Consider the following 14,516-nt stretch of genomic DNA (forward strand, 5'->3'; position numbering starts at 1 on the left):
TCTATCCGTTGACCAGCAAGGGGAAATCGACGTGCCGCGGACCATCGGCGGTGTGCAGGGTCACGGTGAGGACCCACTGCCCGCCCATCGTCAGCGGCAGGTCGGCCACCCGGTACCCGCTGTCCTCCGGGACCGCGGGCACCGGGGCGAGCGCGTGGCCCATCCGCGTCATGACCGGTTCGACGGTCACCGCCGCCAGGTCGGCGGGCCGCCCGTGCTCGGTGACGTCCAGGCGCACCGAGTTCGCGCCCAGTCGCGGGACGCCCATCGAGAGCCGCACGACGTGGGCGCCGCTGTCCGCGCGCAGCACGGTGGGGGCGTCGGCAGCGGGCCACAGCAGCCACACCAGCAGCGCGACGGCGACCACCCCAGCGACCGCACCCGCCCACCGCGCGCTCACCGGGACACCTCGACCTCGACGGGCACGGTCAGCACCGAGTAGTCCCGCTCGGCCTGCACCCACAGCCGGTACCGGCCGGGCAGCGGGAAGCGGTAGGTGAACGAGATGTCCGGCCCGTAGGCGGCGACGGTCTCGTCCGGGGTGCCGGGGCCCGGGAGCATCGCGTGCGCGTGCGCCCACACCGGCGCGGTCGCCATGGTGGTCCCTTCGGACAGCGGGCCGACGATGACCAGGTGGCCGAGCATGCCCAGCCACGGCTGCAAGTCCGCGCGCTCGCCGACCCGTGCGGTGACGCTGCTGGTGGCGCCCGCCCTGAGCCCGGTCACCTCGACCTCGACCGGCGTGCCCGCGACCTGGCGCGTGCCCGGTCCCGGCACGTCTGCCCGCGCGGTGTTCCCCGCGCCGATCCGCAGCGCGGAGCGCAGCAGCTGGACGCCGCCGCCGCGCCGGGCCACCTCGGCGGCGACGGCGTACTCGCCCGCCTCCCCCGGCAGGAACCGGGCCGCGTACTCGCCGGGCGCGGTGCGGATGGGGTGCAGGTGCCAGAGCCGCCCCGAGGGGCCGACGACGATGAGGTGCGCCAGCGCGTTGTCGCGCACCAGGAGGTCGTCGGCGGGCCTGCCGGTGGCGGCGTCGGTGAAGCTCAGGCCGATGTCCGTCGGCTGTCCGATCCGAGCGTTCTGCGCCCGTACCAACAGGTTCATCGGCGGGCGCGAGTAATCCACAGTGGATAGTCGCGGTTCCGCCGCGCCGGGGACGGGGTCGCTCAGCTGCCCGGGAGGCACCGGCGGCGGGATGCCCGACGACAGCACGGCCCCGGTCACCCCGACCGCGAGCGCCGCGATGACCCCGCCCGCGGGCAGCAGCGCGACCCAGCCCCGCCGGGCCCGCGCGGCGACGACCACCGCGACGAGCAGCAGCGCACCCGCCGCCAGGAACCCGCCGTAGGCCGCCTTCTCCCACGCGGCGACGACGCGCTCGGCCACGGTGAACGGAATCCGGGCCACCCGCTCGCCGTCGTCGATGGCCAGCTCCCACGGCCCGGTCCGGTCCACCCGCAGCGTCGCGGGATGGGACCCGGGCCGCTCGCCCAGCGCCAGGGTCGCCTCGCTCGGGGCGCTGTCGTCCCCGGGAACGCGGGCGCCCGTCGCCGAGGCCCGCAGGACCACGCTGCCCGGCGGCGTTCCCGCGTGGGTGACCACCTCGACCCGCAGCGGCCCGGGGACCGGCTCGGCGCGGCGGATGACCACGGTCAGCTCGCGCTCGCCGAGGGTCTGCGCGATGTGCAGGTCGTCGGCGCCGGGTGGGCCGTCGGCCCGTGCCGACCCGCCGAAACCCAGCAGAGCGGCGATGACCGCGCACGCGACAACGGCCGACACCCTCGTCGTTTTTCCCCCCATACGGGAAAACGGTAGTGACCGGCGCCGCCGGGATCGTCCGGAAACCGGGGGACGCGGCATCCCCTGCGCGGGGGACCCCGACCCTTACTGGCGTTGGACCAAGTCGTGCCGGTAGGCATAGGCCACGGCGTGCACCCGGTCGCGCAGCCCCAGTTTCGCCAGCACCCTGGACACGTGCGTCTTGACCGTCTCCTCCCCGACGCACAGCGCCGCGGCGATCTCGGCGTTGCTGCGCGCGTCGGCGATGAGCAGCAGGACCTCCCGCTCCCGCGACGTCAGGCGCTCCAGCTCGGGCAGCCGGGCCGGGGGCTCGACGCTCGCGGTGAACCGGGTGAGCAGCCTGCGGGTGACCGCGGGGTCGATCAGCGCGTCGCCGCGGGCGGCGATCCTGATGGCCGAGACCAGCTCCTCCGGCGGCGTGGCCTTGAGGAGGAAGCCGCTGGCCCCCGCGCGCAGCGCCCGGTAGACGTAGTCGTCGAGGTCGTAGGTGGTCAGCACGAGGACGCGGGTGTGGCCGCCCGCGGCCAGGATTGCCGTGGTGGCGGCGATCCCGTCCAGGCGGGGCATGCGGACGTCGAGCAGCGCGACGTCCGGGCGCAGCCGCACGACCTCGGCCACCGCGGCCCCGCCGTCGCCGACCTCGGCCACGCATTCCAGGTCCGGCTGGGTGTCGAGCACCGCCCGCACGCCGGAGCGGAACATCGCGTGGTCGTCGGCGAGCAGGACGCGCAGGGCCACGTCGTCCGCTGCCTGTCGGTCAGGTGTCACTGCCACTCCAATATCCCTGGCGCTCCACTGTTTCTGCCATCGGATGCCCCTGGCGCTCCACTGTCACTGGCGTTCCAGGGAAAAGCTGACCACGGTCCGCCACCGGCCGCCGTCGACGCCGTAGGAGACCTCGCCGCCGAACATCGCCACCCGCTCGCGGATGCCCTTGAGGCCCAGGTGCGGCCCGGCCTTGCGGGTCGACCCCGGCCCGGTCCCGTTGGCCACGGCCATGGTCAGCCCGTCGTCGCGGTAGGCCACCTCGACCTCCACGTCGCCGTCCCCGTGGCGCAGCGCGTTGGTCAGCGCCTCCTGCACGATCCGGTACAGCGCGACGTCCAGCGACCCGGGCACCGCGACCGGGGTGCCGCGCACCGCCATCCGCACGGGCACGCCCGCGGCGCGGACCCCGTCGAGCAGGTCGTCCACGCTGCCCAGTCCCGGCTGGCGCGCCCCGCTGTCCTGGCCGTGCAGGAGGTCCAGCATCCGCCGCAGGTCCGCCATCGCCGATCGGCTGGCCGACTCCACCTCCGCCAGCGACCGCCGCGCCGGGCCCTCGGCCACCCCGGCCAGCCGGGCCGCGCCCGCGTGCATGCTGATCGCGCTCACGTGGTGGGAGATCACGTCGTGCAGGTCCCGGGCGAGGGCGCCGCGCTCCTCGGCCACCGCGCGCTGGATGGCCACCCGCTCGTCGCGGCGGCGCAGCTCCGCCTCCGCCTCCAGGTCGGCGAGGTAGGCGCGCCGGGCGGTGGTGTAGCGCCCGACCAGCCACGGCAGCAGGGTGTTGGGGATGATCCCGGCGAACACGAGCACCCGCCAGTCCCCGTCGTAGCGGCCCGCCAGCAGGTCGGAGGTGAGCATCGCGCCCGTCATCGTGCCCAGGGCGAGCAGGGCGCGCGGAGTCCGCAGCCACGCGCCCGCCTGGAACCCGGCGATCAGCATGCCGGAGTTGTTGGGCACCTTCATGCCGTCCCACCCGGCCAGCAGCAGCACCGCCCCGATGACGAGCACCGCGTGCCCGAGCACGACGAGCCCGGAGTGCCGCGCGGGCAGAGCCAGCGCCGCGTCGGCCGCGATCAGCCCGCCCAGCACCAGCCACACCTGCCAGCCACAGCTCAGCGGCACGCCCAGCACCAGGAACAGCCCCACGTCGGTGGCCACGCTCACGCAGGCCACCACGAGTGACTGCCGCGTCAGCGACCTCTTGATGTCCGGCACGCGGCCCACTCTGGCACAGGGCGGCTCGCCTTCAGGAGGGACGAGCCATCAGCCGCGAGGCTGACCCCGGCGCGTCACCCGCCGGGTCTGGGGCACAGCGGCAGTTCCTCCAGCCCGGGGAAGTGCAGTGCCCAGTCCACGTCGGCGAGCTCGGCGCGCTCGCACGCCTCGCGCAGCAGGCGGGTGTCGTCGAGGTCGAAGCGCCAGAGGGCGCCGTCGGGGGCGGTGAGGAACAGCTCCTTGGTGCCCGGGTGGTAGCGGGGGCGGGTCAGGGGGTAGCCGTAGCCGCTGATCGACACCACCGGCTGGGGCTCGCCGCGCGTGGCGGTGTCCCAGAGGTGGACGGAGTCCAGCCTGCCGATCACCAGGGTCTGGCTGTCGACGGCGTACTCGGTGGTCGCGACGTGGCCGCGGACATAGCCCATGTCGGCCCACGGCTTGGGCTCGTGGAGGTCGGTCAGCTCCAGGATGCGGACGCTGTCGCTGGAGCGGTTCACGACGGCGAGGAAGCGGCCGTCGGGGCTGAAGTGGGTGGCCAGGTCGCCCTCGGCGCTCAGGGCGACCGCCAGCCTGCGCGGCGCGCCGCCGTCGACCCGCCAGATCTCCACGTCGCTGCGGGTGGTGTGGTCGTCGCGGCGGACGACGGCCATGATCCGGCCGTCCGGGCGCAGGTCGATGCTGTCCACCCGGTCGACCGGCAGCGGGATCTCGACGAGCCCGCCGGACGCGGTGATCCGCCACAGCATCGCGGTGCTCCGCAGCGGCCAGGCCGCCTGGTTCCCGCCGCCCGCCCGGGTGACCGAGCCCAGCCCCGCCAGGACCTTCCCGGAACCGCTCATGCTCTGCACGTGCAGCCCGCGGTCCACGGTGGCGATCACCCGGGGGTGGCCGGGGTCGGTGACGTCCACGACCCGGGTGCGGCGCTCGCCCTCGGTCAGCAGCACGACCCGTCCGTCCGGGCTGAACCGGATCGCGGTGGCGTTGCCCGCCAGCGACGCCTTGGGCGTGGCCTTGTCCTGATCGATCGTCCACAGTCGCATCGACGAGGTCGCCCAGTCCTGGGAGATGGCGACGCGGCCGCGCGGGTCGTGGTCCCAGGGCATGTCCGGGTCGCGGAAACCGGTGACCGGCTCGGTGATCCCGGCCGCGGCGCGCGCCACCCGCAGCGCGTTGACCGCCTCGGCGCTGGGGGAGACCCGGTAGGCCGCCAGGGCCAGCGAGACCGCGCTCCGCGGGCTGCTCTGCGCCAGGGCGGTCGCCGCGCCCGCCGCGCGCAGGGCCAGCGCGGTGTTGCGCTCGGCGGTGGCCGCGCGCTGGGCGAGGACAGCGTAGGTGCCGGTGCCCGCGAGCACCAGCACGAGGACCACGAGGCTCGCCGCGAACTGCCGGAGCCTGCGCGCGCGTCCGTGGTCGGCCGCCCGGCGCGCGCCCTGCGCGGCGACACCCGCCGCCAGGAAGTCGCGCTCCCTGGCCGTGAGCCGGTTGCCCAGTTCCGCGGCCTCGTCCAGGTGCACGCCGCGGTACAGCGAGTCGGCGTCGCGGCCGTGCGCCTCCCAGACGTCGGTCGCGGCGGTCAGCCTGCGGTGCACCCGCAGCGTCTCGCGGTCCTCGGCCAGCCAGTCGCGCAGCCGCGGCCACGAGCGGATCAGCCCGTCGTGGGCCAGCTCGACGCTGTCGTGGTCGAGGGTGACCAGGCGGGCCGCGGCCAGGCGGTCCACCAGGGAGTCGATGGTGTCCAGCTCGCGGCGCGGCACGCGGCGCGGGGTGTCCTCGGTGTTCTCCCCGGGGGTGACCAGGCGCAGGAAGAGCAGCCGCGCCGCGTGCTGGTCGGGGCGGGTGAGCGCGCCGTGGACCTCCTCGGCCCTGCGGGCGGTGGCGTGCTCGACGCCGCCCGCGCGCTCGTAGCCCGCCAGCGACAGGGTGAGCCCGCGCCGCCTGCGCCAGGTCTGGGCCATCGCGTGCGACACCAGCGGCAGGGCGGCCTGCCCGCCCGCGACGTCGGAGACCAGCCGGGTCAGCAGCGCGGCCTCGACGACCGCGCCGGACTGGGCGGCGGGCTCGGTGATCGCCCTGCGCAGCTCGTCCGGCGACAGCGGGCCGAGCGGGAACCGGCCGCCGCGCAGGGCGGCGGCCAGCTCCGGGTGCCGCCCGCAGTGCCCGTGGAAGTCGGCGCGGACGCCGATCACCACCCGCGCGCGGCTCGGCCGGGCCGTCGCGGCGATGGTCAGCGCCTGGATGAGCCAGTCCCGCTCCGCGGGCGGGCACAGCGTGAAGACCTCCTCGAACTGGTCGACCACCAGCAGGAGGTCCCGGTCCGGCGTCGACTGCCGGATCAGCAGGTGCAGGTTCGCCGGGTCGGCGGCCAGCTCGTCCCGCAGCGCCGCGGCCGACCCGCCGGTCAGCTCGGCGAGCCGCAGGGCGCACTCCAGCACCGGGTGGGAACCGGGGGTGAGGACCAGCGCCCGACCGGGCGCGGAAGCCGCCAGGCCCGCGCGCAGCACCGAGGACTTGCCGGACCCCGATGGGCCGAAAACGCCGACGAACCGGCGCGTGGCGAGCATGCCGATCAGCGTTTCGGTGACCGCCTCCCGACCGAAGAAACGGTCGGCGTCGGCAATTTGGTACGCGCCGAGGCCGACATATGGAGAATGGCCGCCGCCCGGTCCCGGTGCGTCATCGGCGGCGATTGAGCGCCACCGGGCGTCCCATTCACCGGTATCGCCGCCGCAGGCGCGGACGAACGCCAGGGTCACCGCCCGGCTGGGCAGCCTGCGCCCGCCCGCGGCCTCCGACAGCGCCGCGGCCGAGTAGTTGGCCTGCCTGCCCAGCTCGCGGTACGTCGGCTTGCCCGCCCGCTCGCGTAATCGGCGCAGGTCGGCGGCGAAGCGCAGCAGCGCGGTGTCCTCGGAGCCGAGCGGGCGTTCGCTTCGCGGCATGGTGCCTCCCCCGCGGGCCATTGTTCAGAGAACGTTGTTCAGCGTCCACCGTTCGACACTGAACAACCCGATCGTCCTACCGTCGCCGCGGTCATGATTGTTCCGTTCGACGCGAGGGAGGACGTCGTGCGACAACACAGACAAGTCATTCCGTTGGCATTGGCTTGCGTATTGGTGGTCTCGACCGCCCTACCGGTGGCCGCCCAATCGATGGCCGCTCGGGGGAGCGCCGTCCAGGGGAGTGCCGTCCAAGGGAGTGCCGCACCGCCCGCGGCCGAGACCGCGGTCACGCTCATCACCGGCGACCAGGTCGTCATGCGGGGCGAGACCCCGTTCGTCCGCCCGGCGCCGGGCCGGGAGGGGATCGGCTTCAGCGTCCGCAAGGCGGCCGGGCACCTGCACGTCACCCCGTCCGACGCCCTCCCGGACCTCGCGGCGGGCAGGCTCGACCGCAGGCTCTTCGACGTCACCGGCCTGGTCGAGGCCGGCGACCACGAGCACGACAGCATCCCGCTCATCGTCACCGCCCCGACGCCGGGGATGGCGACGACCAGCGAGCTGCCCGGCCTGGGGCTGCGGGGCGTGGCCGCCGAGAAGGCCCGCCTCGACACCGTCTGGCCGCAGATCCTCGCGAGCAGTGGGAAGGTGTGGCTGGACGGCATCCGCAAGGCCACGATCGACCACAGCGCGGGGCAGATCGGCGCCCCCCAGGCCTGGGCGGCCGGGATCACCGGGGCCGGGGTGACCGTGGCGGTGCTGGACACCGGCGTCGACCAGACCCACCCGGACCTGGCGAGCCGCGAGGCCGCCGAGCGCAACTTCAGCGACGACGAGACCGCGGTCGACGAGTACGGCCACGGGACCCACGTCGCGTCCACGATCGCGGGCACCGGGGCCAAGTACCGAGGGGTGGCCCCGGGCGCGCGGATTCTCGACGGCAAGGTGCTCAACAGCTTCGGCTTCGGCCGGGAGTCGTGGATTCTCGAGGGGATGCGCTGGGCGGCCGAGCAGGGCGCCGACATCGTCAACATGAGCCTGGGCGGCGGCGACAGCCCTGGTCTGGACCCGCTGGAGATGGCGGTCAACACCCTGTCGGCCGAGCACGGCACCCTGTTCGTGATCTCCGCGGGCAACAGCGGCCCCGGCCAGGGCAGCGTGGGCTCGCCCGGTTCCGCCGAGGCCGCGCTCACCGTCGGCGCCGTCGACCGCGCCGACCAGATCGCCCCGTTCTCCAGCCGCGGGCCGCTGCCCGACGGCGAGGGGATCAAACCCGACATCACCGCCCCGGGCGTGGGGATCGTCGCCGCGCAGTCCACCGCGGCGCCGCCGTTCGAGCCCGCCGAGCCGGGCTACACCCGGGCATCGGGCACCTCGATGGCCGCCCCCCACGTCGCGGGCGCGGCGGCGCTGCTCGCCCAGAGGCACCCGGACCTGTCGGGCGCGCGGCTCAAGGCGCTGCTGACCGCCTCGGCCAAGCCGACCGCGGGCGCGACGGCGGTCGAGCAGGGCTCCGGCCGGGTCGACGTGCCGCGCGCCCTGGCCCAGACCGTGACCAGCGAGCCGACCGCGCTCAGCCTCGGCACCCAGCGGTGGCCGCACGACGACGCCGCCCCGGTGACCAAGACGCTGGCCTACCGCAACGACGGCGCGGCCGACGTCCGGCTCGACATCACCGCCGAGGGGCACGCGGGCATGTTCACCGTCAGCCCCGCCCAGGTCACCGTGCCCGCGGGCGGCACGGCCGAGGTGTCGGTCACGGCCGACCCGCGGGTCACCGACCAGGACGGCGTGTACCCGGGCACGGTGGTGGCCACCGGCGGTTCGGCGGTCGCGCGGACGCCGGTCATGATCGAGCGCGAGGTGGAGAGCTACGACGTGACCTTCCGGGCCCTCGACCCCGAGGGCAGGCCCTCCAGCGGGTTCGACGCCTTCATCTTCGGCAAGTCCACCACCCTGGTGCGCTACCTCTACGACACCGACGGCGAGATCACCACCAGGCTGCCCGCGGGTGACTACCTGACCGATTCGACCCAGCCGGGCGAGAACCGCCGCGACCTGCTGGTGTTCCCCGCGCTGTCGGTCACCGGCCCCACCGAGGTCGTCTTCGACGCCCGCGAGACCAGGCCCATCCGGTTCACCCCGGCCGACCCCGCCGCCGAGCGCAAGACGGTGACGGCGGGCTACTCCATCGAGCTGGGCGGGGAGACCGGGCTCTTCTCGATCGCCATGGCGGGGGAAGGGGAGGACCTGTACACCAAGCACGTCGGTCCGTCCCTGCCCGCGGACACGCTGGTCGCCGGTGTCGGCGCACACTCGGCGCGGGACGGGGCGGACTACTACCTGGCCGATTTCCGGACCGGCACCATCTTCACCGGCATCGAACGGGTGGTGCCGCTCGCGGAGCTCGCGCGGGCCCGGACGCGGGTCGACAGCATCGCCCCGGGCCGCTGGGGTGAGCGGCTCGTCGACGCCGTCGCGCCCACGGGCTTCCTGCCGCTGACCCTGTTCACCGACCGCGCCCCGCTGCCGATGACGGCCACCGAGTACTTCTCGCCTGGACTGTGGCGGAGCGGTCTGCTGCAGTACGGGTCGGAATCGGGCATGGACTCGGAGGCGCTGTTGATCAGCCCCGCGAAGAAGTTCACCGCGGGCAGCGGGCACGCGCTGCGGTTGAACAACCCGGTCTTCGCCCCCACGGTCGCCGGTGGCGGTGGCCTGTTCCGGTACGGCGACGAGGTCATCGTCGACGTCGCGATGGCAGGCGACGGGTCGGGCAACGCGGGCTACTCCGACCACACCGCCGCGCGCACCGAGCTGTTCTGCGACGGGACCTCGCTGGGGGAGTGGGCCGACGCGGGCTTCGGCGTCTTCCCCGGCCCGTCCGAGCCCTGCGCGGCGCGCCTGACCGCGACCGTCGAGCGCGACTTCCCGACCAGCACCCGGGTCGACGCGGCGTGGACGTTCCGGCTGCCGGGCGCCGACACCACCACGACGCCCCTGTCCACGATCAGGCTGGACGCGAACCTGCGCCCGGACGGCACCGCGCCCGCGGGCGGCGCGCACCTGGTACCGGTCGCGCTGGAGCGCTCCGACGGCACCAAGTCGCGCCCGCGGTCGCTGGCGGCGGAGGTGTCCTATGACGACGGACGGACGTGGCGGCCGGTCACGGTGGTGGGGAAGTCGCTCCTGGCCCTGCGCCACCCTGACCGGGCGACGCCGGTGTCCTTGCGGCTGAAGGCGGCGGGCGAGCCGGGGGAGACCACCGAGCTGACCGTGATCCGCGCGTACCGCCTCGCCAAGCGCTGATGTCGCGTGGACGGCCCACCACGGCTTAGCGGGCCGTCCACGCGTGGTTCAGCCATGGTCGACGCTGTCCAGCTTCAGCGGTCGACCCCTTCGGGCCTCACCGGGGCAATGCCACCCCGGTGAGGTCCGCGCACGCGGTGAGCAGCGCTTCCTGGACCTCCACGTCGTAGGCGGCGGGATTGGCGCGCAGTTCCCGGCGGTGCTTGAAGTAGCGCCCGGTGACCGTGGCGGCGGGCTCGTCGGCGGTGGCCAGCCACACCTGGGTGTCCGCGCCCTCGGGCAGCTCGTCGGTCGCGTTGGGGCCGCCCAGCTTGGTCTTGATCCAGCCGGGGTCGACGGCGTTGCTCAGCACGTCCGGCCAGCGGCGGGCCACGGCGAAGGCCAGGACCACGTCGAGGAGCTTGGAGTCGGAGTAGGCCCGCATCCCGTCCCACGGGCGGCGTTCGCGGTGCAGGTCGTCGAGGTGGGCCTCGCCCTGCGACTCCAGGCCGGAGGTCAGGTAGACCAGCCTGCGCGGGCGCGGCATCAGGGCGGTGAGCAGGTACGGGGCCAGGACGTTGACCTGGAACAGCAGCTCCAGCCCGTCCTCGGTGACGGTGCGCTCGGCCACCCCGCCGCCGAGGCCCGCGTTGTGGACCACCACGTCGAACCGGCCCGCCCGGGCCAGCGTGTGAGTCTGCGCGAGCGAGGCCAGGTCGCCGATGACGACCTCGGCACCTCGCGGCAGGTCCGCCGCCCGGGACTCGTCGCGCGCGTGCAGCACGACCTGGTGCCCTGCCTCGCTCAGCCGCGTCGCGGTTTCCCGGCCGATGCCGTCCGTCGAGCCCGTGACCAGCACCGTCGCCATGCCCGCTCCAATCCGTTTGCCTGCGGGCCAGCCTAGTGGGAGCGTTCCCCATCGTGCGTGGACGCGGGCGGGAGACGGCGACAGCGGGCGGCGGGGTGGCGGCGGTGGCGGCCGTCGCCGCGCTGGGGCTGGCGCTGTTCACCCTCGTCGTCACGGAGAACCTGCCGATCGGCCTGCTGCCGCTGATCGCCGAGGACCTGGGGGTGTCGCTGTCCGCGGTCGGCCTGCTGGTCACCGGTTACGCCGCGGTCGTGGCGGTCGCCTCGGTGCCGCTGACCCGCTGGCTGCACCGGGTGCCCCGGCGCCCGCTGCTCACCGCGCTGCTGACCGTGTTCGTCATCGCCTGCCTGGTGTCCACCGTGGCGGGCGACTATTGGGTGCTGCTGGGCTCCCGGGTGGCCATCGCGCTGGTGCACGCGGTGTTCTGGTCGGTGGTGACGGCCACCGCCGCCGGGCTGTTCCCCGCGCGCGTGCGCGGCAAGGTGATCGCCGGGCTGTTCGCGGGCCCGTCGGTGGCCATCGTGCTCGGCGTGCCGTTGGGCACCTGGCTGGGGCAGCTGGCCGGGTGGCGCACCGCGTTCCTGGCGGCCAGCGCGGTCGGCCTGCTCGCGCTGGCGACCATCGCCCTGGTGCTGCCCAACCAGCGGCACGAGGACAACCACGCCTCCGTCGGGACCGCGCCGGACGCCCGCCGGTTCTGGATCGTCATCGTGACCGTCGCGCTGGTCGTCGCGGGCGTGTTCACCGCGTTCACCTATGTGACCGCGTTTCTCACCACCGTCAGCGGTTTCGCGGCCACGTCGGTCAGCCTGGTGCTCTTCGTCAGCGGGACCGTGTCGGCGATCGGCACCGCCCTCTCCGGCGCGGTGATCGACCGCTGGCCGCGCGTGACGATGCTGGCCGCCGTGGCCCTGCAGCCGGTGTCCCTGCTCGGCATGTACGCCTTCGGTACGGGCAAGGCGGCGGTTGTGGCCATGCTGGCGCTGTCCGGGTTCGGCATGGGGTTCATGGTCACCGCGCTGCAGAGCCGGATGCTGCAGGTCGCGCCGGGCAGCACCGAGGTGGCCGCGGCGGCCAGCTCGGCGGCGTTCAACGTCGGCATCGGCGGCGGCGCGCTCATCGGCGGCCTGCTGCTGCCGCACTTCGGGGTGCGTAGCGTCGCCCTGGTCGGCGGGCTGCTGGCCGTGCTCGCCCTGCTCGTGCTGGCCAGGGAACCGGCTAGCGCCCCTGGTCCGGCTGGGCGCTGAAGTCCTGGGAGCTCTGCCGCGCGAGCCGGGTCAGGAGCAGCGAGACCGCCAGCGCGATCCCGTGCACCAGCAGCGCGGGCCACCGGGGACCGAGGGGGTCGCCCGCGTCGTTGGCGATCAGGGCGACGATGTCGTAGGCGAGCAGGCCGGTGAAGGCCAGGATGCCGAAGAGCGCGGCCAGGCGGACCCCGTTGCGCAGGGCCGCGAACAGCGCCAGCGCGCCCAGGATCATGTGCACGACGTTGAGCAGCGTCGAGCCGCCGAGCCCGCCCGCGGTCCCCTCCACCGTCCCCGCGGGAGTGTTGCCCCAACCGCCGAGCCCGCTCTGGGCGAAGCCGACGATCCCGATCACCAGCAGCGCCAGTCCCACGGCGGCACACGTCAACCGGGCCACCCGGGTCTCCCGAACCTCCGGCATCGCTCCTCCAACCGTCGTCCCGCCTCACCCACCGGATGCCCGCGATCGCACCCGGCAAACCGGCCCGAGCACGAAAGACCCGAGCACGAAAGAGGGTCCGGGACGGTTGCGTCCCGGACCCCTCTTTCGTGGCGCCGTGGGTCAGGCGCTCGCCTCGGCGAGGCAGAACGTGACCTTGAGCTCGGGATAGGACAGCGGGTTCGCCTCGCCGCAGTCGGCGTCGGACTCCTTGACCACCTTGGTCACCTTGATCGCGCCGGAGGTCGAGCAGTCGACCGCCGGGTAGCCCATGCCGCCGGACTGGAAGTCGTGGCACTGGCCCTCGACGAGGTTCGGCAGCAGGCACACCTTGCTGTCCGGGCCGCGGCTCGCGGTCTCGGTGTACTCGTCGTAGTTGTCGCCACAGCTTTCCGAAGTGGACGACAGGGTCTTGCCCACGGTGTAGTTCGCCTCGGGCGCGTCGCAGGCGACGGTGGCGAACTCCGGCTTCGCGGCCGTGCCGGTCACGCTGACGCAGTCACCCGCCTTGGCCTGCGCGGCGTCGCTGGTGAAGTAGTTGAAGGCGTAGAACGCGCCCGCGACCACGAGAAGGCCGACGATCGCGCCGAGAACGCGCTTGACGATCCCCGACTTCTTGGGAGCGTCCGACGGCGCGGACGAATCGATGCTCATATCAAGTCCAAACTCGGTAGAACCCCAGGACCTCGATCGAGGTGCGGGCGGATGCTACCGGTCGCCCACGCCCGGTCCCCGAGCCCCCGGGCTTGATCCCTTCGGGGACCTCCGTCGCGGGATCGCCGCCGGACGCGGGAGGATCATCGGACAGGAGGGTCGCACGGTAATCACGCAACTACGCGCTGCGGCCAAGAACGGATCGCGGAATGACACTGTGGACACTGCATGATGTCCACAGTGGACTTTCCGGGCAGGTCGCGGGCCCAGATCCCGGTTTGCACGTAATATCGGTGGCATGCGTACGCGCCCGGTTCTGAGCTGGACGGCCACTGGTGCGGCGCTGCCCAGGACGACCAGCCTGGACGAGGTGGCCGCGACCCTCGCCGGGCGGGGTGTGGTGGTGCTCAGCGGCGCCGGGCTGTCCACCGAGTCGGGCATTCCGGACTATCGGGGCGCGTCCGGCACGCTGCGCAAGAACCCGCCGATGACCTACGAGGAGTTCACCGGCTGCGTCGAGGCCCGTCGCCGGTACTGGGCCCGCAGCCACGTCGGCTGGCGCGCGATCGCCCGGGCGCGGCCGAACGCGGGCCACCGCGCGGTGGCGGCGCTGCGGGCCCACGGCCACCTCTCCGCGGTCATCACGCAGAACGTCGACGGCCTGCACCGGGCCGCGGGCACGCTGGACGCGGTGGAGCTGCACGGCGGCCTGGACCGGGTGCTCTGCCTGGGCTGCCGCCGCGTCAGCCCGCGCGAGGACCTCGACCGCAGGCTGCGCGCGGCCAACCCCGGCTTCGACGGCGTGGCGACCGGGGTCAACCCCGACGGTGATGTCGACCTGCCCGAGGACGCGGTGCGCGCCTTTCACGTCGTGGGCTGCGCGGACTGCGGCCACGGGGTGCTGAAGCCCGATGTCGTGTTCTTCGGCGAGAACGTGCCGAAGCCGCGGGTGGACCAGTGCTACGGGTTCATAGACGACGCTCGGGCGCTGCTCGTGCTCGGGTCGTCATTGGCGGTCATGTCGGGGCTGCGCTTTGTCCGCCGCGCCGCCCGCGCGGGCAAGCCGGTCCACATCATCAACCGCGGCGAGACCCGGGGCGACGCCCACGCCACCGCGCTGGTGGACCTGCCGCTCGGCCGAGCCCTCACGGATCTGGCACACGGACTCGGCGTTGCCGCTGTGTGAGCTAGTGCTGCGTCACGCAACCTTGGTTGGGTAATGGGTCCAGGTGCGGATGGGTGAGTCGGTGGCGAAGCCGGTCTTGGGGTGGGCTCGTGTGTTGCGCCAGCGGATGTAGGCGGCGATG

The 14,516-nt window shown here is 74.0% G+C and carries 11 protein-coding genes; 3 read left to right on the forward strand and 8 right to left on the reverse strand.

The features are described 5' to 3' along the window. Window position 1 precedes the first annotated feature (1 nt). The 5 genes from ACTG9Q_RS25975 to ACTG9Q_RS25995 form a co-directional block, all read right to left on the reverse strand. Window positions 2-400 (reverse strand): FixH family protein, encoded by a 399-nt coding sequence (locus ACTG9Q_RS25975; RefSeq protein WP_455575513.1) that lies wholly within the window; start codon window positions 398-400, stop codon window positions 2-4. Continuing rightward, window positions 397-1,779: a hypothetical protein gene (locus tag ACTG9Q_RS25980; protein WP_455575514.1), complete on the reverse strand. Its 1,383-nt coding sequence runs from the start codon at window positions 1,777-1,779 to the stop codon at window positions 397-399. Before ACTG9Q_RS25980 ends, ACTG9Q_RS25975 begins: the two co-directional genes overlap by 4 nt. Before the next feature lie 105 nt (window positions 1,780-1,884). Continuing rightward, a complete protein-coding gene (locus ACTG9Q_RS25985; RefSeq protein ID WP_455575515.1) occupies window positions 1,885-2,568 on the reverse strand; it encodes a response regulator in 684 nt (227 codons plus the stop codon). A 63-nt stretch (window positions 2,569-2,631) separates the two neighbouring features. Beyond that, a complete protein-coding gene (locus ACTG9Q_RS25990; RefSeq protein WP_455575516.1) occupies window positions 2,632-3,783 on the reverse strand; it encodes a sensor histidine kinase in 1,152 nt (383 codons plus the stop codon). 74 nt (window positions 3,784-3,857) lie between these two features. Then, window positions 3,858-6,719 (reverse strand): nSTAND1 domain-containing NTPase, encoded by a 2,862-nt coding sequence (locus ACTG9Q_RS25995; protein WP_455575517.1) that lies wholly within the window; start codon window positions 6,717-6,719, stop codon window positions 3,858-3,860. 195 nt (window positions 6,720-6,914) lie between these two features. Between ACTG9Q_RS25995 and ACTG9Q_RS26000 the strand changes: the two genes are divergently transcribed. Beyond that, window positions 6,915-10,025: a S8 family serine peptidase gene (locus tag ACTG9Q_RS26000; protein ID WP_455575518.1), complete on the forward strand. Its 3,111-nt coding sequence runs from the start codon at window positions 6,915-6,917 to the stop codon at window positions 10,023-10,025. A gap of 97 nt (window positions 10,026-10,122) precedes the next feature. Here the strand turns inward: ACTG9Q_RS26000 and ACTG9Q_RS26005 are convergent, their stop codons facing one another. Then, window positions 10,123-10,872 carry an SDR family NAD(P)-dependent oxidoreductase gene (locus ACTG9Q_RS26005; RefSeq protein WP_455575519.1) on the reverse strand — a complete coding sequence of 250 codons (750 nt, stop codon included), beginning with the start codon at window positions 10,870-10,872 and terminating at the stop codon, window positions 10,123-10,125. A 53-nt stretch (window positions 10,873-10,925) separates the two neighbouring features. On the opposite strand from ACTG9Q_RS26005, the gene ACTG9Q_RS26010 reads away from it, so the two are divergent. Then, window positions 10,926-12,119: an MFS transporter gene (locus ACTG9Q_RS26010; RefSeq protein ID WP_455575520.1), complete on the forward strand. Its 1,194-nt coding sequence runs from the start codon at window positions 10,926-10,928 to the stop codon at window positions 12,117-12,119. On the opposite strand, the gene ACTG9Q_RS26015 is transcribed toward ACTG9Q_RS26010, so the two are convergent. Then, a complete protein-coding gene (locus tag ACTG9Q_RS26015; protein ID WP_455575521.1) occupies window positions 12,091-12,537 on the reverse strand; it encodes a DUF4383 domain-containing protein in 447 nt (148 codons plus the stop codon). The genes ACTG9Q_RS26010 and ACTG9Q_RS26015 overlap by 29 nt on opposite strands. Window positions 12,538-12,678: 141 nt before the next feature. Further along, window positions 12,679-13,209: an LppU/SCO3897 family protein gene (locus ACTG9Q_RS26020; RefSeq protein ID WP_455575522.1), complete on the reverse strand. Its 531-nt coding sequence runs from the start codon at window positions 13,207-13,209 to the stop codon at window positions 12,679-12,681. 298 nt (window positions 13,210-13,507) lie between these two features. Between ACTG9Q_RS26020 and ACTG9Q_RS26025 the strand changes: the two genes are divergently transcribed. Next, entirely contained in the window at window positions 13,508-14,395 is an 888-nt protein-coding gene (locus tag ACTG9Q_RS26025; RefSeq protein WP_455575523.1) for an NAD-dependent protein deacetylase, read from the forward strand. The last annotated feature ends 121 nt before the right edge of the window (window positions 14,396-14,516 follow it).

This window comes from Actinokineospora lacus (assembly GCF_053813445.1).